The organism is Nocardioides sp. JS614 (genome assembly GCF_000015265.1).
Lineage (GTDB): Bacteria > Actinomycetota > Actinomycetes > Propionibacteriales > Nocardioidaceae > Nocardioides.
This window is the reverse complement of record NC_008699.1, coordinates 18599-39810: the sequence shown is the minus strand read 5'-3', so window position 1 is coordinate 39810 and position 21212 is coordinate 18599. Positions and strand designations below refer to the sequence as shown.

At 72.4% G+C, this 21212-nt stretch carries 20 protein-coding genes and 1 tRNA gene; 10 read left to right on the top strand and 11 right to left on the bottom strand.

Annotated features, from left to right (window positions below; genetic code table 11):
• Nucleotides 1-5: 5 nt before the first annotated feature.
• The 5 genes from NOCA_RS01555 to NOCA_RS01535 form a co-directional block, all read right to left on the bottom strand.
• The gene (locus NOCA_RS01555; RefSeq protein WP_011753536.1) at nucleotides 6-698 is read right to left on the bottom strand and encodes a GntR family transcriptional regulator; all 693 of its coding nucleotides are present in this window, start codon (nucleotides 696-698) and stop codon (nucleotides 6-8) included.
• A 129-nt stretch (nucleotides 699-827) separates the two neighbouring features.
• Nucleotides 828-2084 carry an L-2-hydroxyglutarate oxidase gene (gene lhgO, locus NOCA_RS01550; RefSeq protein WP_140403844.1) on the bottom strand — a complete coding sequence of 419 codons (1257 nt, stop codon included), beginning with the start codon at nucleotides 2082-2084 and terminating at the stop codon, nucleotides 828-830.
• Nucleotides 2051-2968, bottom strand: coding sequence for a dihydrodipicolinate synthase family protein (locus NOCA_RS01545; protein ID WP_011753534.1), 918 nt, complete (start codon nucleotides 2966-2968; stop codon nucleotides 2051-2053). Before NOCA_RS01545 ends, lhgO begins: the two co-directional genes overlap by 34 nt.
• A gap of 19 nt (nucleotides 2969-2987) precedes the next feature.
• The gene (locus NOCA_RS01540) at nucleotides 2988-4586 is read right to left on the bottom strand and encodes an FAD-binding protein (RefSeq protein ID WP_011753533.1); all 1599 of its coding nucleotides are present in this window, start codon (nucleotides 4584-4586) and stop codon (nucleotides 2988-2990) included.
• Nucleotides 4583-5065 (bottom strand): MaoC family dehydratase, encoded by a 483-nt coding sequence (locus NOCA_RS01535; RefSeq protein ID WP_011753532.1) that lies wholly within the window; start codon nucleotides 5063-5065, stop codon nucleotides 4583-4585. The genes NOCA_RS01540 and NOCA_RS01535 overlap by 4 nt, the downstream gene beginning before the upstream one ends.
• Before the next feature lie 140 nt (nucleotides 5066-5205).
• Here NOCA_RS01535 and NOCA_RS01530 point away from each other — a divergent pair, with 140 nt between their 5' ends.
• Entirely contained in the window at nucleotides 5206-6414 is a 1209-nt protein-coding gene (locus NOCA_RS01530; RefSeq protein WP_011753531.1) for an MFS transporter, read from the top strand.
• Between the two features lie 33 nt (nucleotides 6415-6447).
• On the opposite strand, the gene NOCA_RS01525 is transcribed toward NOCA_RS01530, so the two are convergent.
• Entirely contained in the window at nucleotides 6448-6972 is a 525-nt protein-coding gene (locus NOCA_RS01525; RefSeq protein WP_140403845.1) for a GNAT family N-acetyltransferase, read from the bottom strand.
• Between the two features lie 138 nt (nucleotides 6973-7110).
• Nucleotides 7111-7194, bottom strand: a tRNA-Leu gene (locus NOCA_RS01520).
• 329 nt (nucleotides 7195-7523) lie between these two features.
• On the opposite strand from NOCA_RS01520, the gene NOCA_RS01515 reads away from it, so the two are divergent.
• Genes NOCA_RS01515 through pknB form a run of 7 tightly spaced genes read left to right on the top strand, consistent with a single transcriptional unit; the run spans nucleotide 7524 to nucleotide 16147 of the window.
• Nucleotides 7524-8240, top strand: a complete 717-nt coding sequence (locus NOCA_RS01515; RefSeq protein ID WP_011753529.1) for an FhaA domain-containing protein — start codon at nucleotides 7524-7526, stop codon at nucleotides 8238-8240.
• Nucleotides 8241-8242: 2 nt separating this feature from the next.
• Nucleotides 8243-8719 carry an FHA domain-containing protein FhaB/FipA gene (locus NOCA_RS01510; RefSeq protein ID WP_011753528.1) on the top strand — a complete coding sequence of 159 codons (477 nt, stop codon included), beginning with the start codon at nucleotides 8243-8245 and terminating at the stop codon, nucleotides 8717-8719.
• Nucleotides 8720-8723: 4 nt separating this feature from the next.
• Nucleotides 8724-10040 (top strand): PP2C family protein-serine/threonine phosphatase, encoded by a 1317-nt coding sequence (locus tag NOCA_RS01505; protein ID WP_011753527.1) that lies wholly within the window; start codon nucleotides 8724-8726, stop codon nucleotides 10038-10040.
• On the top strand, nucleotides 10040-11446 hold the full coding sequence (locus NOCA_RS01500) for an FtsW/RodA/SpoVE family cell cycle protein (protein ID WP_011753526.1): 1407 nt from the start codon (nucleotides 10040-10042) through the stop codon (nucleotides 11444-11446). Before NOCA_RS01505 ends, NOCA_RS01500 begins: the two co-directional genes overlap by 1 nt.
• A complete protein-coding gene (locus NOCA_RS01495; protein WP_011753525.1) occupies nucleotides 11443-12915 on the top strand; it encodes a peptidoglycan D,D-transpeptidase FtsI family protein in 1473 nt (490 codons plus the stop codon). Before NOCA_RS01500 ends, NOCA_RS01495 begins: the two co-directional genes overlap by 4 nt.
• Nucleotides 12912-14357: a protein kinase domain-containing protein gene (locus NOCA_RS01490; RefSeq protein ID WP_011753524.1), complete on the top strand. Its 1446-nt coding sequence runs from the start codon at nucleotides 12912-12914 to the stop codon at nucleotides 14355-14357. Before NOCA_RS01495 ends, NOCA_RS01490 begins: the two co-directional genes overlap by 4 nt.
• The gene (pknB, locus tag NOCA_RS01485; protein ID WP_011753523.1) at nucleotides 14354-16147 is read left to right on the top strand and encodes a Stk1 family PASTA domain-containing Ser/Thr kinase; all 1794 of its coding nucleotides are present in this window, start codon (nucleotides 14354-14356) and stop codon (nucleotides 16145-16147) included. The genes NOCA_RS01490 and pknB overlap by 4 nt, the downstream gene beginning before the upstream one ends.
• Here pknB and NOCA_RS01480 read toward each other — a convergent pair.
• Entirely contained in the window at nucleotides 16107-16928 is an 822-nt protein-coding gene (locus NOCA_RS01480) for a DUF881 domain-containing protein (protein WP_011753522.1), read from the bottom strand. The genes pknB and NOCA_RS01480 overlap by 41 nt on opposite strands.
• Before the next feature lie 50 nt (nucleotides 16929-16978).
• Between NOCA_RS01480 and NOCA_RS25370 the strand changes: the two genes are divergently transcribed.
• Nucleotides 16979-17437 carry a cell division protein CrgA gene (locus tag NOCA_RS25370; RefSeq protein ID WP_011753521.1) on the top strand — a complete coding sequence of 153 codons (459 nt, stop codon included), beginning with the start codon at nucleotides 16979-16981 and terminating at the stop codon, nucleotides 17435-17437.
• 370 nt (nucleotides 17438-17807) lie between these two features.
• Here NOCA_RS25370 and NOCA_RS01470 read toward each other — a convergent pair whose 3' ends face one another.
• The 3 genes from NOCA_RS01470 to NOCA_RS01460 all read right to left on the bottom strand — a co-directional run bounded on the left by NOCA_RS01470 (nucleotide 17808) and on the right by NOCA_RS01460 (nucleotide 20399).
• The gene (locus NOCA_RS01470; protein WP_011753520.1) at nucleotides 17808-18749 is read right to left on the bottom strand and encodes a DUF559 domain-containing protein; all 942 of its coding nucleotides are present in this window, start codon (nucleotides 18747-18749) and stop codon (nucleotides 17808-17810) included.
• Between the two features lie 200 nt (nucleotides 18750-18949).
• On the bottom strand, nucleotides 18950-19870 hold the full coding sequence (locus tag NOCA_RS01465) for a rhomboid family intramembrane serine protease (protein ID WP_011753519.1): 921 nt from the start codon (nucleotides 19868-19870) through the stop codon (nucleotides 18950-18952).
• Nucleotides 19871-19886: 16 nt separating this feature from the next.
• Nucleotides 19887-20399 carry a peptidylprolyl isomerase gene (locus NOCA_RS01460; RefSeq protein ID WP_011753518.1) on the bottom strand — a complete coding sequence of 171 codons (513 nt, stop codon included), beginning with the start codon at nucleotides 20397-20399 and terminating at the stop codon, nucleotides 19887-19889.
• 156 nt (nucleotides 20400-20555) lie between these two features.
• Here NOCA_RS01460 and NOCA_RS01455 point away from each other — a divergent pair, with 156 nt between their 5' ends.
• Entirely contained in the window at nucleotides 20556-21200 is a 645-nt protein-coding gene (locus tag NOCA_RS01455; RefSeq protein WP_011753517.1) for a hypothetical protein, read from the top strand.
• Nucleotides 21201-21212 lie beyond the last annotated feature (12 nt).

Here is a 21212-nt window from a genome sequence, read left to right as displayed (position 1 = left end):
GGGTTTCAGTCTTCGTCCGCTGCCTGGAGCACCCGCCGGTGCGTGAGGTAGGCCGAGCGGGTGCGCTCGTTGTGCGAGCGCGTCAGGGCCACGGCCCGTGCGCGGTCGCCCTCGGCGAGGGCGTCGACCAGGGCGGCGTGTTCGTGCCACGCGTCACCGGCGCGCTCCATCGTGACGGCGGAGAAGTACCACCGCAGCCTCTTGTCGAGCATCTGGACCAGGTCCACCAGGACGGGGTTGCCGGCGAGACGGTGGATGTAGCCGTGGAACTCGGCGTTGGCGGCGACCAGGGCTGCCACGTTGCCCTCCGCGATATGCCGATTCGCCACCTCGATCATCGCACGCAGAGCGTCGACGTCGGCCGCCGTCACGTGCCCGGCCACCAGGGAGGAGATCTCGGACTCCAGCAGGGCACGGACCTGGAAGAACTGGTCCACCTCCTCGACCGAGGGCTGGTGGACGAACGCCCCTTGACGAGGCCTCAGATCGACCCACCCCTGCAGCTGGAGCTGGTACAACGCTTCCCGGATCGGCCCCCGGCTCACGCCGAGGCGCTGTGCGAGGTCGGTCTCGACCAGATGCGCGCCCGGCTCGAAGGTCCCGTCGATGATCATCCGCTCGAGGCGGACCCGGACACGCTCTCGCAGGGGCGGCTGGTGGAACAGCTTGTCGTCGTGGACCTCGGTCGGGGTCGTCATCGTTCGCAGTCCCTTGTCACACGTCGGCGGGTGGGCCCATGGCCCGGACCGCCCTGAGGTAGCGACGTCACGGCCGCCCGCGAGACCCAGTTGTCTCTTGTCAGCAGAATACACGCCGGAGTGGGGCCTTCAGCCTCCGGACCGGCGCGGGAGATCGTCGGCCAGCATGGCGACGACCTCGGCGGCGATCGCGAGCGAGGAGGTCGCCGCGGGCGACGGTGCGTTGCGCACGCTCAGCACCCGGCCGGCGCGGCCGATGCGGAAGTCGTCGACAAGCGTCCCGTCCCGGTCCACGGCCTGCGCACGGACACCCGCGACTCGGCGCTCGACGTCCGCCACCCGCAGCTCGGGCACGTAGAGACGGGCCGCCGCCACGAACCGCCGCTTGCTGGCCGAGCCGGCGAGCTCGCGCACGCCGGTGCGCCAGTGCCGTCGCGCGAGGCGGGCGAAGCCCGGCCACCGAGCCATCTCCCAGAGGTCGCGCCCAGCGACGTCGCGCCAGCGGTAGCCCTCCCGGGCGAGTGCCAGGACGGCGTTGGGGCCGATCGACACCGACCCGTCGACGTGCCGGGTCAGGTGCACGCCGAGGAAGGGATAGCGGGGATCCGGCACCGGGTAGATCATGCCGCGCACCAGCGCGCTGCGGTCGGGGCGCAGGACGTGGTACTCGCCGCGGAACGGAACGATCATCGGCTCGGAGTCGTCGCCGGCCATCCGGGCGACCCGGTCGGCATGGAGCCCGGCGCACGCCACCACCAGGTCGACGACCTGTGAGCCCGCGGACGTGGTCACGACGACCTCACGCCCCCGGGTCTGCAGGCCCGTGACCGCCGTCCCGACGTGGAGCAGGCCGCCGCGGTCGACGACCTCGGCTCCCAGCGCTCGGGTGACCGCGCCGTAGTCGACGATCGCGGTGCGAGGAGAGTGCAGTGCGGCGACACCGCGAGCGTGCGGCTCGACCGATCCGATCTCCTCGCCCTCGAGCCACCGCAGCCCGGTCACACCGTTGCTCCGACCTCGCCGCTCGATGTCGTGCAGCAGACTTCGCTGACCTTCGTCGGTGGCGACGATGAGCTTCCCGCACTCCTCGTAGACCAGGCCGCGCTCCTCGCAGAAGGCCCGCAGCAACCGACCGCCCTGGACGCACAGGCGTGCCTTGTGAGACCCGGGGGTGTAGTAGACACCGGCGTGGACGACGCCGCTGTTGTGGCCGGTCTGATGCCGGCCGAGGCCGTCCTCCTTCTCCCAGAGGACGACCTCGGCGTCGTACCGGGCGAGCAGCTCGCGCGCGACGGCCGCGCCCACGATCCCGCCGCCCACGACCCCGACACGGGGTCGGCGCGGGCTCCCGCTCACCCGGCCCCCGGTCGTGGCGAGTTCTTCCATCCCTCGAGGATGAGCCCCAGCTCCGCGTCGTGGTCCTCCGGCAGCGGCCGGAGCGGCGGCCGCACCACCGCCGTGGTCAGACCGAGCCGGCAGGTCCCGGCCTTGAGGACCGCGATGTTGTTCGCGTCGTCCCCGCGCGAGCGCAGGTCCTCGACGCCGGCCAGGCGCTCCCACGTCGCACGGATCCGCTCCACGTCGCCCGACACGAGGGCGGCGCGCATGCCGAGCGCCTCCTCGATCGCGAAGTTCGCCAGCCCGGAGGTGAACCCGGTCGCGCCGGCCACCCAGAAGAAGGGAGCCCACGCCTCTGCGCTCCCGCAGACCCACTCGACGGTGCCGCTGTGAGGAGTGTCACGCCTCAGGTTGGCGAACCGACGGACGTCGTTGACGGCGTACTTCACCGCGACGACGTTGTCGTGGGCCAGGACGTCGCCGAGCAGATCGGCGCCCACGCGCGGGTCTCGGACGTACGCGACCACACCGATGGAGACTGCTGAGCAGATCTCGTCGTAGTACCGTCGCAGGCCGTCGGGGTGGGTGTAGGGATGGATCGGCTGGTGGACCATGATGCCGGCCGCCCCCGCGTCCTCGGCGTGCCGGGCGGCCTCGGCCGCGCCGACCGCGTCGAGTCCCACGGACACGACGAGCGGCGCACGCTGGACGGCGGCCGCGGCGACCTCGACCACCTGCCGACGCTCCGCAGGCGTGAGGGCGTAGAACTCCCCGGTGCCGCCGCACACCACCAGGGTGTCGGTGCCGCCCTGGTCGAGGTACTCGACCACCGCGCGCGTCCCCCGCTCGTCCACGCGCCGGTCCTCGTCGAACGGCGTGATCGCCACCGACGCGACGCCCGCCAGGTGGGGTCTGAGCTCCTCGGGCTTCATCAGGTCTCCTTCGGCGGCACTAGGCCACGGTCGTCGCGGTCGGGACGGGCGCGGTCGTGAACTCCATCTCGCCCGCCGGGGCCGTCACCACGATGTTGGCGAGCCATTCCTCGGAGCTGTGGGGGTGATCGGTGCGGAAGTGGTCGCCGCGCGACTCCTCGCGCATCGCGGCCGACCGGGCGATCGAGAGTGCGACCATCGCGGCCCGCCGGACGAACGGGTGCCCGCCCGGCACCCGGTGCCGCTGGTGGACCTCCTCGACGGCCGTCACGGTGTCCTCGAGGTCGGTGGCGGTCCGCAGGATGCCGCACCCCGAGTCCATGGCCCCACGGATCAGGCCGAGGTCGGCCTGCGCCTCGGCCGCCAGCCGGACGCTGAGCAGGTCCGGGTTCGGCGCCAGCGAGCAGCGCCGGTCGCCGGTCGCGGACAGGGCATCCAGGCCTGCGGCCTCGCCCACCACCGCGCCCCCGGCGACCACCTCGAGGCCACCGCCGGCGGCGAGCCGGTGGGCACCGTGCGCCCCGCCGGCCGCCTCTCCGACCGCGTACATCCCCGGCAACGTGGAGCGGCCGCGCTCGTCGATCCGGATCCCGCCCATGACGTAGTGCTGGGCCGGCATCACCTCGAGCTGCGCCTCACGGCTCGTGATCCCGCGCTTGCGCAACGCCTCGACGATGCCGACGTAGCGCTCGGCGTTGTCCGGGTCCATCTCCGTCAGGTCGAAGACGACCGAGCCCGAGGCGGTGCCGCGCCCCTCCAGCACCTCACGGACCATCGCCCGGCAGATGATGTCCTTGGTGGGGCTCTGCTCGGGCAGGAAGGCCTCGCCTCGAGCGTTGAGCAGGCGCGCGCCCTCCCGCAACACGGTCGTGGGGAGGTCGTGACCCGCGTGCTCGGGGGGCGCCGACGTGATGAACGGCTCGAAGGAGGTGAACTCCATGTCCATCAGCTCGGCGCCGGCCTCGAGGGCCACGGCGTACCCGGTGCCCAGGCTGCCGCGCGGGTTGGTCGTCGACGCCCACAGCTGGCCCGCCCCACCGGTCGCCATCACGACCGCGCGCGTTCCGATCTGCATCCACCGCTCGTCGCGGGGGCTCCAGGCGAGGACACCGCACACCGCACCGTCCGCGGTCTCGACGTCGACCAGCAGGCCGCCGTTCACCACCGTCACTGATTCGTCCGCGACGAGCCGCTCGGTCAGCGCCCGGACGATGTCGGCGCCGATCATCCCTCGCGAGAACACGGCGCGGGTCCACGTGCTGCCGGCCGCCTGCCGCCTGGCCAGCCGGTCCCCGTCGCGCACGAAGGGGACGTCCATCTCGACCAGGCGCATCGTCTCCTCCGCGACGCGGTCGGCGAGCGCCCGGACCACGCCGGGATGGTTGACGTGCCGGCCGGCCCGGAGCATGTCCTCGACGATCCCGTCGGGGGTGTCGGGATCGTCGTAGCCCAGGGCGGTGTTGAAGCTGCTGATGCGTGCGGAGGCGCCACCAGAGCCACCGAGGTAGAGCACCCTGGCGCCCACGCGCGCGGCGTGGTATGCCGCCATCGCGCCACCGACACCGCCACCCGCGACCACCAGGTCGACCTCGACCCGGTCCACTCCGGGCGCGCTCATCCGCGGCCGCCCTCGGGCGCCCCGGGCTCGCCGTCGGCCGGACGACGCCGCACCATCCGCCGGTGCTCGGCCTCCTGCACCAGGACGCCATCCTGGTTGCGCAGCTCACAGGCCACGAACAGGATGCCGCGGTCTGGCTTGCTCGTCTCGCGCTTGCTCGCCACCGTGAACGTCGCGGTCAGGGTGTCACCGGACCGGATCGGCGCTCGGAAGTCGACGGTCCAGCCCAGCGACCCCATGCTCGCGATCCCGGTGTGCACCCACGTCTTCATGCCCTGCATGTAGGCGAGGCCCAGGAGGCCATGGGCGATCCGCCCGCCGTAGATCGTCCGGCTCGCGGTCACCTCGTCGACGTGGAACGGCATGTAGTCACCGGTCAACCCGGCGAACATGACCACGTCAGTCTCGGTGATCGTTCGTGCCGGAGTCGTGTAGGAGTCGCCGATCTCGACGTCCTCCCAGTAACGGACGGGGGTCATCGTCACCTCGCGGACTCGTGGGTGCCCAGGGCGGGCGGGCTATGGCGCGACCCTAGGGAGCCCGTCGACCGTCTGTCAACAGTAAACACTTGACATCAAGAGAATACTGTTGACTGTCTGGACGACTTGAGGAGGAGCGGATGGCCGAGGGCTCCCGCGCGGTGCTGCCGCGACCCACCGGCGGCTTCGACCGCGCATCGATGAGCGCCTCCCTGGCCGGGGTGGCGCTCAGCGTGCTTCCCGTCTACCTCCTCGGCGGACTCACGGTCTTCATCGCCGACGACCTCGACTACGGGGTGGTCGGACTCGGGGCGGCGGCCTCGGCGTTCTACGCGGCCTCCGCGGTCGCCTCGATCCCGGCCGGCCGAGTCGCCCACCGGCTGGGAGCCGAGCGGTCCTTGATCCTCGGCGTGTGCGTGTCGTCCGCGGCGCTGCTCGCGGTCGCCCTGGTCGTGCAGGCCTGGTGGAGTCTGTGTGTGGCCCTGGTCGTCGGCGGCGTGGCGACCGCGCTCGTCCAGCCGGCCGCCAGTGCGCTCGTGGCACGGGACCAGCCCGACAGCCGCCACGGCCTGAGCTTCGGCCTGCTCCAGACGGCCGTCCCGGTGGCCACCCTCGCTGCCGGACTGGCGGTGCCGGTGATCGGGGCCACGTGGGGCTGGCGATGGGCCTACGGCCTCCTGGCGCTGGGCGCCATCCCGATCGTCGCGTTCGGGCTGCGCCGGGCACCGCGCCGTCTGGAGCGGCGAGCCAACCCTCCGAGCGCGTCCCGGCCGATCCGCGGCGCCGCGATCGTCCTGCTCACGCTCGCCGGCGCCTGCGCGGCCGCGCCCGCGAACGCCCTCGGCGCCTACTACGTCGAGTCCGCGGTCGCCGCCGGCATCTCCCGGTCCGGCGCGGGTCTGTGGCTGGTGGCCGGCAGCGCCGTGGGTATCGGGGCGCGCCTGCTGTGGGGTTGGATGATCGACCGCAGGGGGGCCGACCCGCGCCTGTGGATCGCGGGCCTGATGCTCAGCGGAGGCGTCGGCTTCGCGCTGCTCAGCGTGACCCACACCGCTCCCGTCCTGTTCGCCGCCACCGCGCTGACCTTCGGGGCCGGGTGGGCGTGGAAGGGTCTGTACAACCTCGCGGCGATCCGGCACGACCCCGAGCAGCCGAGCGCGGCCGTCGGCATCGCGCAGTTCGGGGTCTACGTCGGGAGCGTCCTGGGCCCGATCGCTTTCGGCGTCCTCCTGGCGCACAGCTCCTACGCCGTGGCCTGGGCGGCCGCCGGGGTCACCTGCCTGCTGACCCCGGTGCTCATCTGGGTCCAGCGCCGGCTCGGTCGGCCGGCCGCCGGGCACGGTATCTGAACGTCGCGGCCTCGGTGCGGTTCGCCCGGTCGTTCACTCGATCGAGAGCACGAACCGGACGTCGTCGTACCGATCGTCGCCGACCATGATGCCGTCGGGGATCCGCCCGTACTCACGGAAGCCCAACGAGGTATAGAGCGCCATCGCCGCGTGGTTGTTCCCCCGCGTCGCCAAGGTGACGATCTCGATGCCCGCGGCCGGGAGGGCCGCGAGCAGCTCGGTCGTCACTCTCCGCCCGAGACCACGCCCTCGGGCGCGTGGATGGGACATCACCTTCGCGATCTCGGCCACGTGCCGGTGGACCTGCCGGTCCACCCGGCGCCAGGTGCCCATCGCCAGCGGAGCCACCGGGTCGCCGATCACCACCAGGCCCGCGTCACCGGCTTGCTGCTGGGCCGTCAGCCTGTCGAGCCAGGAGTCGGTGTCGGCCCGGCCCGGGGGCTCCAGCCAGCCGACCGCGCCACCAGCGCGCACCACGTCGCGGAGGAGGCCCTGGAGCCCGGCTCGCAGCTCGTCGGTCGACTGCGCCGGCCACGAGGCCGTCAGGTCGGTGGTCACGCGTGGACCGTAGCCGCCCCGCGGGCCGCCGTCGCACGCGTCCACGCGGCGGACGCCGCCCAGCCGGTGCGCACGACCTCCGACGGAGCCACCGAAATGGACGAAGCCCCGGACCAAGGGTCCGGGGCCTGTCACGCGTGCGCGAGGGGGGAGTTGAACCCCCACGTCCTTTCGGACACACGGACCTGAACCGTGCGCGTCTGCCTATTCCGCCACTCGCGCGTGAAGCGGGCCAAGGTTATCCCAGCCCCCAGGATTGCCCCAAACCGGCGCTCCGGCGTCGCCCGCCGCCTCACGACGGCCTCCCCCGCGACCACGCCGACGGGTCCCGACAGGTCGTGTGCCTGAGCACGCGCCAGGGCGCGTGCTCAGGCACACGACCCTCCGCACCTTTGCCGGAGCGCCGCGCCCGCACCGCGCGCACCGCTCGGTCGACCCCGTTACGATCGGTCGCAGCCCGGCCCACCGGTCGGGGTGCCCGCCCTGCCGCCGAGGATTCGGCGAGCGCCCTGGCGGGCACGACCACCGGGACGTGGACGGAAGGAGGCAGCGTGGGCGGACTCCAGAAGTTGGAGCACCGGCTCGAGCAGATGATCTCGGGCGCCTTCGCCCGCGCGTTCCGCTCCGCCGTCCAGCCGGTCGAGATCGCCGCGGCCCTCCAGCGCGAGTGCGACAACAACGCCCAGATCCTCTCCCGCGAGCGGCGCCTGGTGCCCAACGACTTCCACGTCGAGCTCTCGCAGACCGACCTGGACCGACTCTCGCCGTACGACTCCGCGCTCGCCGAGGAGCTCGGCACCCAGCTCCGCGACCACGCCGAGCAGCAGAGCTACGTGTTCCCCGGCCCGGTGACGATCGGCTTCGAAGCCGCCGACGACCTGACGACCGGCCGGTTCCGGATCCGCAGCCGAGCCCAGGCGAAGGTCACGAGCGGCGCCACCCACACCCAGGTGGGCCGGGCCCGGGCGGTGCTCGAGGTCAACGGCACCCGGCACCCGCTCCAGCCGCCCGGCCTCGTGGTCGGCCGCGGCACCGATGCCGACCTGCGGATCAACGACCCCGGCGTCAGCCGCCGGCACGTCGAGTTCACGGTCACCGGGTCCGGATCGCCGGGCGGGTCAGGGATCGCGATCGAGGTCCACGACCTGGGCTCGACCAACGGCATGCTGGTCGACGGCCACCGGATCACCCACACGGGGCTGCGCGACGGCTCGCAGGTCAAGATCGGCAACACGACCATGACCGTCCGGGTCCTCGAGGAGGGCTGAGGATGTCCGAGCTCACGCTGTTCCTGATCCGGCTCGCCTACCTGGCGATCCTCTGGATCTTCGTGCTCTCGGCGATCTCGGTGATCCGCTCCGACATGTTCGGTGCCCGCGTGCCGGAGGCGGCGCGCGGCGGTCGGGGCGCCGGCCGCGCCCCCAAGCCGGCCAAGCCGCCGAGCAAGCGCCGGGGCACGCCCACCCACCTGGCGGTGACCGAGGGCTCCAACGCCGGGGAGCGGGTCGACCTCGACCGCGCGCCGATCCTGATCGGTCGCGGTGCCGACGCCGCGATCCGCCTGGACGACGACTACGTGTCGACCCGGCACGCGCGGATCGCCGCTTCCGGGGACCAGTGGTTCGTCGAGGACCTCGGCTCGACCAACGGCACGTACGTCGGCACCGTCCGCATCACCCAACCCACCACGATCACGCTCGGCACCCAGGTCCGGATCGGCAAGACGATCCTGGAGCTCAGGAAGTAGCGCGATGACCGACACGCCAGCAGCGGCGCCGAGCCTGCGCCTGCGGTTCGCCGCGATCTCCGACGTCGGGCGGGTCCGCAAGGACAACCAGGACTCCGGGTACGTCGGCCCGTGGCTGGTCGCGGTCTGCGACGGCGTCGGCGGCGCGGCCCGCGGTGACATCGCCTCCAGCACCGCGATCGCCCAGCTGCGGCGGCTCGACGTGTCCCCGAGCGGCGAGTCCGCCGACGACCTGCTCACCAAGGTCGCCGGCGCCCTGCACCGGGCCCACGAGCGGATCAACGAGCTCGCCGCCGAGGACCCCGCACTCGACGGCACCAGCACCACCGCGACGGTCGCGCTCTTCGACGGCGCGCGGGTCGCGATGGGCCACGTCGGCGACAGCCGGGCCTACCTGTTCCGCGACGGCGAGATCACCCGGCTCACCTCCGACCACACCTTCGTGCAGACCCTGATCGACGAGGGCCGGATCACCGAGGCCGAGGCCCGGGTCCACCCGCACCGCAACCTGATCCTCAACGCCCTGGGTGGTCCCGGCGACGTCGAGCCCGACCTCTTCATGATCGAGCTGGCGCCGAAGGACCGGCTGCTGCTGTGCAGCGACGGCGCCAGCGGGGTCCTCGACGACGACCGGCTGGCCGACATCCTCGCCACCGGGAGCCCGGAGTTCGCCTCGGTCGAGCTGGTCCGCGCCAGCCTCGAGGCCGGCAGCTCCGACAACGTCACCTGCCTGGTCGCCGACGCCGTCGACGCCGCCGAGCCGCCCGGCCCCGGCGAGGCGGAGGAGCCGGTGCTGGTCGGCGCGGCCGCCGAGCGGCGCCTGCACCGCCAGCGCGGCGGCATGGGCAGCCTGTTCCGCGGCCACCGGTCGGGCGACACCGGCGAGCTCGAGCCGGTGCAGGCCGAGATCCTCGACCTGCCCTACGCGATCACCGCCGACCCGATCGACCCGGAGGAGGCGCGCTACGCGCCGCGCCCGCCGCGCCGCTTCGTGTGGCTCAAGCGGCTGCTGACGCTCGTGCTCCTGGTCGGCCTCGCCTGGGTCGGCATCGCCGCCGCCTGGTCGTGGACCCAGGGGCAGTACTACGTCGGCGAGCAGGACGGCACGGTCGTCATCTTCCGCGGCGTCAACACCGAGCTGGCCGGCCTCTCGCTCTCCGAGCCCTATGAGAGCTCGGACGTCGAGCTGGACCGGCTCGGCGAGGTCGAGGCCGACCGGGTCCGCGAGGGCATCGCCTACGACAATCTCGAGGACGCCGAGCAGAAGGTCCGCGACCTCGCCGCCCGGCAGTCCCCCGCCTCCGAGAGCTCGGCCGGCTGATGTCCCAGACGTCCTCCAGCCTGATGGGGTTCGTGCACCGCCGCCGCCGGGGTGCCGAGCTGTTCCTGCTGATCCTCGCGCTGGCCGTCGGCATCGGCGCGTACGCCGCCGTCGGCCTCGGCGTGGACCAGGAGGTCCCCGCGGACCTGATCGGCTACGGCAGCTGGTTGGCCGCGCTGGTGATCGCCGCCCACGTGGTGATCCGGTTCGTCGCGCCGTACGCCGACCCGGTGCTGCTGCCCGTCGTGGCCGCCCTGAACGGCCTCGGACTGGCGGTGATCCACCGGCTCGACCTCGCCAAGGCCGAGGCCGGCAACTTCCACGGCTACGCCCAGCAGCAGCTGACCTGGATGACGCTCGGCGTGGTGCTGTTCGTCATCACGCTCCTCGCGCTGCGCGACCACCGGGTGCTCCAGCGGTTCACCTACACCAGCGGGCTCGCCGCGATCGTGCTGCTCCTGCTGCCGATGCTGCCCGGCATCGGGCGCACCATCAACGGCGCCCGGATCTGGATCCACCTCGGCCCGTTCAGCTTCCAGCCCGGCGAGGTCGCCAAGGTGCTGCTGGTCGTCACCTTCGCCGGCTACCTGGTGCTGCACCGCGACGCGCTCGCGCTGGCCGGCCGGCGGGTGCTGTTCGTCGACCTCCCCCGCGGCCGCGACCTCGGCCCGATCCTCGTGATGTGGGCGGTCAGCCTCGGCATCCTGGTCCGCCAGCAGGACCTCGGCTCGAGCCTGCTGTTCTTCGGGCTGTTCCTGGTGATGCTCTACGTGGCCACCGAGCGGGGCGGCTGGCTGGTGGTCGGCGCCCTGATGTTCGCGGGCGGCGCGACCGCGGCGTACTACCTCTTCCCCCACGTCCAGGTGCGCTTCGACATCTGGCTGCACCCGTTCGACTACTACAACAAGAACGGCGACCAGGCCTTCCAGCCGGTCGAGGCGCAGTTCGGCATGGGTTGGGGCGGCCTGATCGGCCGCGGCTTCGGCGACGGCGACCCCAACCGGGTGCCGTTCGCGGAGTCCGACTTCATCGTCGCCGCGATCGGCGAGGAGCTCGGCCTGACCGCGGTCATCGCGGTGGTCCTCCTCTACGGGCTGATCGTCGAGCGGGCCCTGCGCACGGCGCTGATCTGCCGCGACGGCTTCGGCAAGCTGCTGTCCACCGGCCTCGGCAGCGTGTTCGCGCTCCAGGTGTTCGTGGTGGTCGGCGGGGTGACCAGCCTGATCCCGCTGACCGGGCTCACCACGCCGTTCCTCTCGTACGGCGGCTCCTCGCTGGTGGCGAACTGGGTGATCGTCGCGATCCTGCTGCGGATCTCCGACCAGGCCCGCCGCCCCACACCGCAGCTCTCCGACGACACCGCCGCGATCGGCGACGACGCCACCCAGGTGGTGCGCCTGTCGTGAACAAGCCGATCCGGACGATCTCGATGTTCTGCCTGCTGCTGTTCCTGGCGCTGATGCTGAACGCGACCTACCTGCAGTACTGGAAGGCCGGCCGGCTCAACGACGACCCGCAGAACCGACGGGTGCTGGTGGAGTCGTACTCCCGCGAGCGCGGCGCGATCCTGGTCGGCAACAAGCCGGTGGCCGAGAGCGTCGAGTCCGACGACCAGTACGAGTTCCAGCGCACCTACCCCAAGCCGCTGGAGTACGCACCGCTCACCGGCTGGTTCAGCTACTACAGCGCGACCGGGATCGAGCAGACCCGCAACGCGATCCTCTCCGGCGACGACTCGCGGCTGTTCGTGACCAAGCTGGTCGACCTGCTGAGCAACGACTCGACCAAGGGCGGCAACGTCGCGCTGACCATCGACTCGAAGGCCCAGGACGCGGCGTACAACGGGCTCAAGGCGCTCGGCCCCAACGTGCAGGGCTCCGTGGTCGCGCTCCAGCCCAGCACCGGCAAGGTCCTGGCGATGGTCTCGCTGCCGACCTACGACCCGAACAAGCTCGCCTCCCACGACCTCGGCTCGGTGCAGGACACCTTCGACCGCCTCGACGCCGACCCGACCCAGCCGCTGCTCAACCGGGCCATCCAGACCCGGCTGCCGCCCGGCTCGACGTTCAAGATCCTCACCGCGGCCGCGGCCATCGACAACGGTCTCTACAAGGCGGACGACCCGGTGCCCGGCGGCGCCACCTTCCAGCTGCCGCAGACCAGCGGGCCCACCGGCGAGATCGACAACGAGGGCCGCTCGTGCGGCGCCAACAACGCCCGGATCCCGTTCACCCAGGCGCTCGCCCAGTCCTGCAACACCTCCTTCGCCCAGATCGCGATCGAGGTCGGCGCCGAGGACATGGCCAAGACCGCGGAGGGCTTCGGCTTCAACAGCCACTACTTCGACGACCTGGCGCCGCAGGCGGAGTCGGTGTTCCCGACCGACGCGAGCGAGCCGGAGATCGGTCAGTCCGGCATCGGACAGTTCGAGGTCGCCGCCACGCCGCTGCAGATGGCGATGGTCACCGCCGGCATCGCCAACGGCGGCACCGTGATGCGGCCCTACCTGGTCGACGAGGAGCAGTCCGCCGACCTCGACGTGATCCAGAAGACCGAGCCGCAGAAGCTCTCCCAGGCGGTCTCGTCCTCGACGGCGAGCGAGGTGACCAAGCTGATGGTCGCGACGGTGAACGAGGGCACCGCGAGCCCGGCGGCGATGGACGGCTTCCAGGTGGCCGGCAAGACCGGTACCGCGCAGAGCGGCCAGCCGGACAAGCCGCCGTACGCCTGGTTCGTCTCGTTCGCGCCCGCCGAGAACCCGCAGGTAGCGGTCGCGGTGATGATCCAGGCCGCCGACATCCCCCGCGGCGAGATCGCGGGCGGCACCTACGGCGGCCCGATCGCCAAGGCCGTGATGGAGGCGGTGATCAAGTGACCTCGACACCGGACCAGGGCCACGGCTTCGCCGACGCCGAGCACCGCTACCGCCTCGACTCCCGGATCGCCACCGGCGGCATGGGCGAGGTCTGGCGCGGCACCGACACCACGCTGGGCCGTCAGGTCGCGGTCAAGCTGCTCAAGAACGAGTACGCCGACAACCCGTCGTTCCGCACCCGCTTCGAGACCGAGGCGCAGCACGCCGCCTCGCTGCACCACCCCAACATCGCCGCCGTCTACGACTTCGGCGAGGCCCCCGCCGCCGACGGGTCCGGGGTGCAGCGGCCGTTCCTGGTGATGGAGCTCGTCGACGGGCAGCCGCTCTCCGCGCTGCTGCGACCCGGGGCGCCGATGGACCCGGACGCCGTGCGCGAGCTGCTCGCCCAGGCGGCCGACGGCCTGGCCGCCGCCCACGCGGCCGGGATCGTGCACCGCGACGTCAAGCCGGCCAACCTGCTGGTGACGCCCGACCGGCAGGTCAAGATCACCGACTTCGGGATCGCGCGCGCCGCCGAGGGGATCGGGCTGACCGGGACCGGCGAGGTGATGGGCACCCCGCAGTACCTCTCCCCGGAGCAGGCCCAGGGTCAGACGGCAACGCCCGCCTCGGACGTCTACTCCCTCGGCGTGGTCGCCTTCGAGTGCCTCGCCGGCCGCCGGCCGTTCGTCGCGGACACGGCCGTCGCCACGGCGCTGGCCCACCTGCGCGAGCCGGTGCCCCCGCTGCCGGAGTCGGTCCCGGCCGACCTGGCCGCCGTCGTACGCCGCGCGCTCGCGAAGCTGCCCCAGGACCGGTTCGCCGACGGCGCGGCCCTGGCCGCCGCCCTGCGCGACCCGGCCACGGCGGTCACCGAGCTCGGTCCTCCGGTCGAGCACGACCACACCCGGGTGCTGCCCGGCGTGGCCGGCGTCCTCCCTGCTGAGCCCACGCCGCTGCCCGGCCCGGTCGCCGGCCATGTCCCGGACCCGCCGCGGGTGCGCCGGCGCAACGCCCTGTGGCCGGTGCTGGCGGTGCTGGCCCTGGTCGCCGTCGCCGTGATCGTCGTCCTGCTCGTCGCGGAGGGCATCGGGTCCGACGGCCCGACCGACGAGCCCACCCGCTCGCCCCAGCAGAGCCGCAGCACGCAGCCCACCTCCGAGCCCCCGTCGTCGCAGCCCACGTCGCCGCTGCCGTCCTCCGAGCCCACGTCGGCGCCTCCGTCCTCCGAGCCCACGTCGGCGCCGCCGTCCTCCGAGCCCACCTCCGCCACGCCGACACCGACGCCCACGCCGACGGCCACGGACTCCGGTGCACCGGTCGCGCCGTCGCAGTCCGCCACCGGCGCGGCCGCCTCCGAGCCGGCCGCCCCCGACTCGTCCGCCAGCAGGCCCGTCGCCGGACCCGGCGGTCCGTCCACCAGCCCGTCCACGAGCAGCCAAGGCGAGGTCGACCGTCGATGAGCAACCACCAGCCCACCGTCGGTGGCCGCTACCAGCTCGGTGAGCTGCTCGGCCGCGGCGGCATGGCCGAGGTCCGCAAGGGCACCGACACCCGGCTCGGCCGGGTGGTCGCGGTCAAGCGGCTGCGCACCGACCTGGCGAGCGACGCGACCTTCCAGGCCCGGTTCCGGCGCGAGGCGCAGTCGGCCGCGTCGCTGAACCACCCGTCGATCGTCGCCGTCTACGACACCGGTGAGGAGCCGGCCGCCGACGGGTCCGGGATCTCCCAGCCCTACATCGTGATGGAGTTCGTCGCCGGCCGGACCCTGCGCGACATCCTGCGCGAGGGCCGCAAGATCCTCCCGGAGCGCGCGCTGGAGATCACCAGCGGCGTGCTCTCGGCACTCGACTACAGCCACCGGGCGGGCATCATCCACCGCGACATCAAGCCCGGCAACGTGATGCTCACGCCGAGCGGCGACGTGAAGGTGATGGACTTCGGCATCGCCCGCGCGATCAGCGACGCGTCCTCGACGATGACCCAGACCGCGGCGGTCGTCGGCACTGCGCAGTACCTTTCCCCGGAGCAGGCGCGCGGCGAGACCGTCGACTCGCGCTCGGACGTCTACTCCGCCGGCTGCCTGCTCTACGAGCTGCTCACCGGCCGCCCGCCGTTCGTCGGCGACAGCCCGGTCGCGGTCGCCTACCAGCACGTCCGCGAGCCCGCCGTCCCGCCGTCCGACCACGACACCGAGCTGCCGCCCGAGATCGACGCGATCGTGATGAAGGCGCTGGCCAAACGCGTCGAGGACCGCTACCAGTCAGCAGCCGCGATGCGCAGCGACATCGAGCGCTACCTCGCCGGCCGGCCGGTGCAGGCGCCGATTCCGGCGCCGGTGCCGCCGCCCCCGTCGGCCACCGACCGGACCGCCGTCGTCGGGGCGGTGCCGGCCGCCGATGACGAACCCCCGCGCAGCCGCACCGGCCTGCTGGTCCTCATCGGGGCGCTGCTCGTGGCGCTGCTCCTGGCCGGCGCGTACTTCGTGTGGCCGCGGCTCTTCGAGCAGGCCCCGGAGCAGGTGGCGGTGCCGAACGTGGTCGGGAAGAACGAGACCCAGGCACGCCGGCTGATCGGCGAGGCGGAGCTCGCGGTCGGGACCATCGACCGCGAGAACAGCGACACGGTCAAGGCCGGGAACGTGATCCGGCAGAGCCCGGAGCCGGATCGGTACGTCGATCCGGACACCGCCGTCGACTTCGTCATCTCGCTCGGTGTGCCCGAGGTGAACGTCCCGCCGGTGGTCGGCCTCGACAAGGACGCCGCCCGGGCGCAGCTGGAGGCCGCCGACTTCGTCGTGAGGACCGAGGAGAAGGAGTCCGACGAGCCGGCCGGCGAGGTGATCGAGACGAACCCGCCGGCCAACGCCTCGGTCGAGCAGGGCAGCACCGTGGTGGTCTTCTACTCCGACGGTCCCGAGGAGGTGCCCGACGTCCGCGGGCTGATGCAGCCGCAGGCGAAGAACAAGATCCGGGCCGCCGGCTTCGAGCCGCGCGTGATCGCGGACCCGGACTCCACCGAGCCGGCCGGGACGGTGACCGACCAGAGCCCGGAGCCCGGTGAGACACCGTCCCAGGGCTCGACGGTGACCATCCTCGTCTCGACCTACGAGGAGCCGACCGAGTCGCCGACGCCGAGCGAGTCGCCGACCGACAACCCGACGGAGCCCCCGCCGCCGGTGCTCGACCGGAGCGCCGTGTCGCCGCGCTCGGTCAGCTCCCGGAGATGGGGACGAGCGGCTCCGCGTAGTTGAGGTCGAGCAGGCCGTCGTACGCCGGTGCGGTGACCTGCTCCTCCAGGTCGAGCTCCCACCCGACGGAGATGTCCGGGTCGGCCGCGTCCTCACGGTACGCCGAGACGTAGCCGTCGCCCTCGATCGCGGTCAGCAGCGCGCCCTGGTCGCCGACCGCCTGGATGACGTAGGGCTGGGGATAGGGGACGCCCTGCAGCTGGACCGCGTTGCCCTCGCACTTGATGCCGGTCGTCGAGACGATCCGCTGACCGGCGATGGTGACCGCGGTCGCGCCGCCCTTCCACAGGGCGTTCACCACGGCCTGGATGTCCTGCTGGTGGACGAGCAGCTCGTTGATGTCGCCGGTCGTGGAGTTGATGACGTCCTCGGGAGCATCGGAGAGGGTGACCGAGATGCCCGGTCCCGAGCGGGGCACCAGGCCGGCCGGGTCCTTGAGCTCCTCGACCCGGCGCTGGTAGCGGTTCACGTCCCGGTCGCTCACCGCGGCCGAGAGCGCAGCGACCTGGTTGTTGAGCTCGGTGCGCCGCTGCTGCAGCTCGGCGTACTGGTCCGCCTCGTCCTGGACCAGGGAGGCCAGGTCGGTGTAGCGGCCCGGGCGCAGGTCGGTGCCGTCGCTGTTGGCGGCGCTCACGACGAACAGCGCGCCGCACAGCAGCACGACCACCGGGGTGCCGATCCGCCACAGGCTGCGCGGGCGGTCGACGGACCGGCGTGCCAGGCGGGTGCGCAGCGCACCCGGACCGGACGGCTCCGGGGGCCTCGCATGGGTTCGACCGCGCATGCCGACTAAGGTAGCCCGCAGCCCGTCTCACGATCGATCCAGGAGCACCCGTGGCCAAGGCCAAGCTCGATCCTCTCGCCCCTGCCCGGGGCCCGCTGCTGTCCGTGCGCTCGGTGATCGCGCTGGTGCTGATCGTGCTGGGCATCGCGTGGATGGCCTACTTCTACATCGTCGTCCGGGTGGACCCGACCGCGTTCCCGAAGCCCGACCCGGGCTCGCCGGCGTTCATGGACGACCTCGGCGACTGGAACTACCTGATCGGCTTCGGCCTGTTCCTGCTGGGCCTGGTCGTCGCCGCCCACCCCTCCACCCCGCTCGGCCGCGGTCGCGGCGTCGTCGTCGGCATGCTGGGCTGCTTCCTCATCGGCCTGCTGTGGATCAGCGCCTACTACGTCTTCAGCAACGACCTGTCCGACATCCCGGTCTTCAACGACCTGGGGCAGAAGAACCTCTTCGTCGGCATCGCCTTCATGGCCGTCGGCTTCACCTTCGCCACCCGCTGGGAGTGAGCGGGCAGCCGTCACCGAGGAACGAGGTGACGGCGTCGCCCGTGAAGGTCGAGCAAGGCCGCGACCGACGAAGGAGGTCGCGACGGCCGCGTCGAGACCCGGTGAGGTGCCCACCACCTCAGCCACCATCTCAGCCACCGCCGACCCCAGCCGCACACAGCAGCAGCGATCACGCCGCCGGACCCCCACGGGGCCGGCGGCGCGGTTCATCCACACCTGGGGACAGCGTTGTGGAGAACTACATCGATGTAGTTCTCCACAGGTCATTCCACACCTGGGGAGAACGGCCGTCCCAGGGCTCGGCGGGTAGCGCCGCCGGACGTCATGCGGACGGAGCCACAGGTGACACCCTCCGTCTGACGTCCGGGGATCACGCGGCCGCCGGCATCCAGCCCGCGGTGCGCAGCGCTCGTTCGATCTGGCCGAAGAACCGGTCCGGTTCGAGCCGGAGCCCGAGCAGCGGCAAGCGCAGCACCGTGTCGCCGTCAAGCGCCAGCGCGTTCTGGCGTAGCGCGTCGCCCACGACATTCTCCGCCCAGCTGTGGTGGATGCCGTCGACCTCCACGACCAGGTGGAAGTCCGGCCAGTACAGGTCGAGGTAGTACCGGTGGGCCCGGTCGCGTCGGAGGACCTGCCGATCGGGGGCGGGCAGCCCACGCCGCCGCAGCTCCCTGCCGACGTCGATCTCCCCGAGGCTCCGGGCGCCGTCGAGCAGGTCGTTGAGAACGGCGTGGAGGAGCAGGCGGCGTCGGTCACGCCGGATCCGCAGGAGCTCCATCCCGATGTCCTCCGGTCGCGCCATCCCCTGCTGCACGACGAGGGTGAGCAGGTACGTCGCCTCCTTGTCGGTACGCGCCCACAACGGACCGCGGACGGCTGCGACCTCGACCCGCGTGCGGGGGATGCCGCCCGCTGCGAGGTCGCCGGCCGCCCACCGACGGGTCTGCCGGATGTCGAAGCGCCGGTTGCGGCGTACCCGCGCACCGCGCGGCACCGATATCCGGACCCGGTCGACCTCGTACCGCTCGAGCCCTGCGGCCACCAGCGCGGAGGCGCCGTCCAGCTGGGCCCGCGGTCCGCCCTGGAAGACCGCCGCCCACTGCTCGCCCACGTCGCTGAGGACGCTGTTGTGGACACACACCGCCTGGTCGCCGACGAGCTGCCACCGGCCGGCGCGTACCTCGGCGCGCACCTCCCACCGGGTGAGCCCGAGCGCATACACCTGCTTGCGCGACACGACCTCGCCTTGGTCTCTCGCCAGCTGACGGACGTTGATCAGTCGAGGGTCGTCGGAGGGGGTGCGTCGTGCCATGGCCGACACACTCCCTGCCAGGAGTCTGCGACGCGACCCGCGCCGACCCGCGCTGTGGAGAACCCGGTCCGGGGCGCCACTGTGCACGCTTCTCGCACGCTCTCCGGCACACTCCTGCGCCCTCGCCCCAGGACGTCATGCGGACGGAGCCACAGGTGACACCCTCCGTATGACGTCCGCGGGGCGCAGGGCGGCGCGGGTCAGCCGAGGGCCGCGGTGCGGAGGACGACCGCGACGGCGGTGAGGGCGGCGACCAGCACCAGCCCGGAGACCTGGAACCAGGGGCGCTTCGGCCCGCGCGGGGCGTAGACGAGGATCGCGGCGATCACCAGGCCGCCGAGGAACCCGCCCAGGTGGCCTTGCCAGGAGATGTTGCTGACCACCACCGTGAAGACGAAGTTGATGCCGATCCACATCAGGATCTGCTGGGTGTTCGCCCGCATCTTGTAGGCCACCACGAGCAGCGCGCCCATCAGGCCGAAGATCGCGCCGGAGGCGCCGACGGTGGCCTGGAACTCCGGGGACGCCCAGTAGACCAGCGCGGACCCGGTGAGCCCGGAGAGCAGGTACAGCGCCAGGAAGCGGATCCGGCCGATGGCCAGCTCCAGCTGGGGGCCGAGCACGTAGAGCGCGAACATGTTGAACGCGATGTGCAACGGCTGGACGTGCGTGAACGTGCTGGTGAGCAGCTGCCAGTAGGCACCGTCGTACACACCGGGCAGCCACTCGCCCCGGCCCGAGCACACGGCCCGGGTGGTGTCGAAGCCGCCGGCGGCGTTGAGGCACAGCCCGTTCGGCCGCAGCTCCAGCCAGGCCAGCACCCGGCTCGAGCTGCCCCCGCTGGCCAGGATCATCAGCCAGACGAAGGCGTTGATGCCGATCAGGACGAACGACGTCGTCCCGGCGTTGCCCGGCCGCAGCCCGCCGAAGGCGGTGCGGCCGGCACGGGTGCTCTTGCGGCCTTCGGCCACGCACTCGGGGCACTGGAACCCCACGGCCGCGTCGCGCATGCAGTCCGGGCAGATCGGCCGGTCGCAGCGCTGGCAGCGGATGTGCGCCTCGCGGCCGGGGTGGCGATAGCAGGTCGGCACCCCGGCCGGGGGCGTCGCGTGTTCGGACAAGCTCGGTGGTCCTGGGTCAGCCGCGGACGATCTCGACGGTCTCGATCACGACCGGCTCGGCCGGGCGGTCGCCCGGACCGGTGGCCGTGGTGGCGATCGCGTCGACGACGTCGCGGGAGGCCTGGTCGGCGACCTCGCCGAAGATCGTGTGCTTGAAGTTCAGCCACGTGGTCGCGCCGACCGTGATGAAGAACTGCGAGCCGTTGGTGCCCGGGCCGGCATTCGCCATCGCGAGCAGGTACGGCTTGTCGAAGGTCAGCTCGGGGTGCGGCTCGTCCTTGAAGGTGTAGCCGGGGCCGCCGGTGCCGGTGCCGAGCGGGCAGCCGCCCTGGATCATGAAGCCCTCGATGACCCGGTGGAAGCCGAGGCCGTCGTAGAACGGGCCGGTCTTGCCGTTGCCCGCGTCGTACGCCTTGGTGCCCTCGGCGAGGCCGGTGAAGTTGGCGACCGTCTCCGGCGCGTGGTCCGGGAAGAGGTTGAGGGTGATGTCACCCCGGTTGGTCTTGAGAACGGCCTGAAGGTCAGCCATGAGTGCCTCTCACGTCAGATGGGTACACGGCACGGTGTACGTGCCGTCCGATCCTCGCACGGCCCGCAAGGAGCCCACCCGGCAGCCTTGCCTCTGGTTCGCCCCCGGGTGACATGATCGAATGAGGCAGGACACGACGAGAGGAAGTGCCCCACGATGGGTCTGCGCAAGAAGAAGTCCCTGATCGACCAGGCGAGCGAGACCGTCACCCAGTACGTCGACCAGGTCAAGCCGCAGCTCGAGTCCGCGGTCGCCACGGCGCGTGAGAAGGCCGGGCCGGTGATCGCCGACGCGCGCACCAAGGCCGCCCCCGTGCTCGCCGACGCCCGGGCCAAGGCCGCACCGGTCATCGCCGAGGCCCGTGCTAAGGCCGCACCGGCCATCGCCTCGGGCGCCGCCCTGGCCGCCGAGAAGGTCGCCGCCGGCGCGAGCCTCGCCGCGGAACGGGCCGCGGAGGCCGCCGATGCCGCGGCCACCAAGGTCACCGAGGTCGCCACACCCAGGAAGAAGAAGCGTGGCAAGGGCAAGAAGCTGCTCCTGCTGACCGGCCTGGCCGCCCTCGCTGCGTTCGTGGCCAAGAAGCTCCGCGGCAGCGACCAGAGTGCGAACTGGCAGTCCTCCTACACGCCGACCCCGGCGCCCGCGCCGGCCTCGCCCGCCGCCGCGCCGGCCCAGCCCACCGACGACGAGGGGGGCTCGTCGCCGGACGAGGCGATCGCCGACCAGGCCGAGGCCCCGCACCCCGTCACCACGCCCGACGACCCGGCCGAGGTCGTCGAGGTGGACGAGAACAAGGGCTGAGCGGAGCCAGTC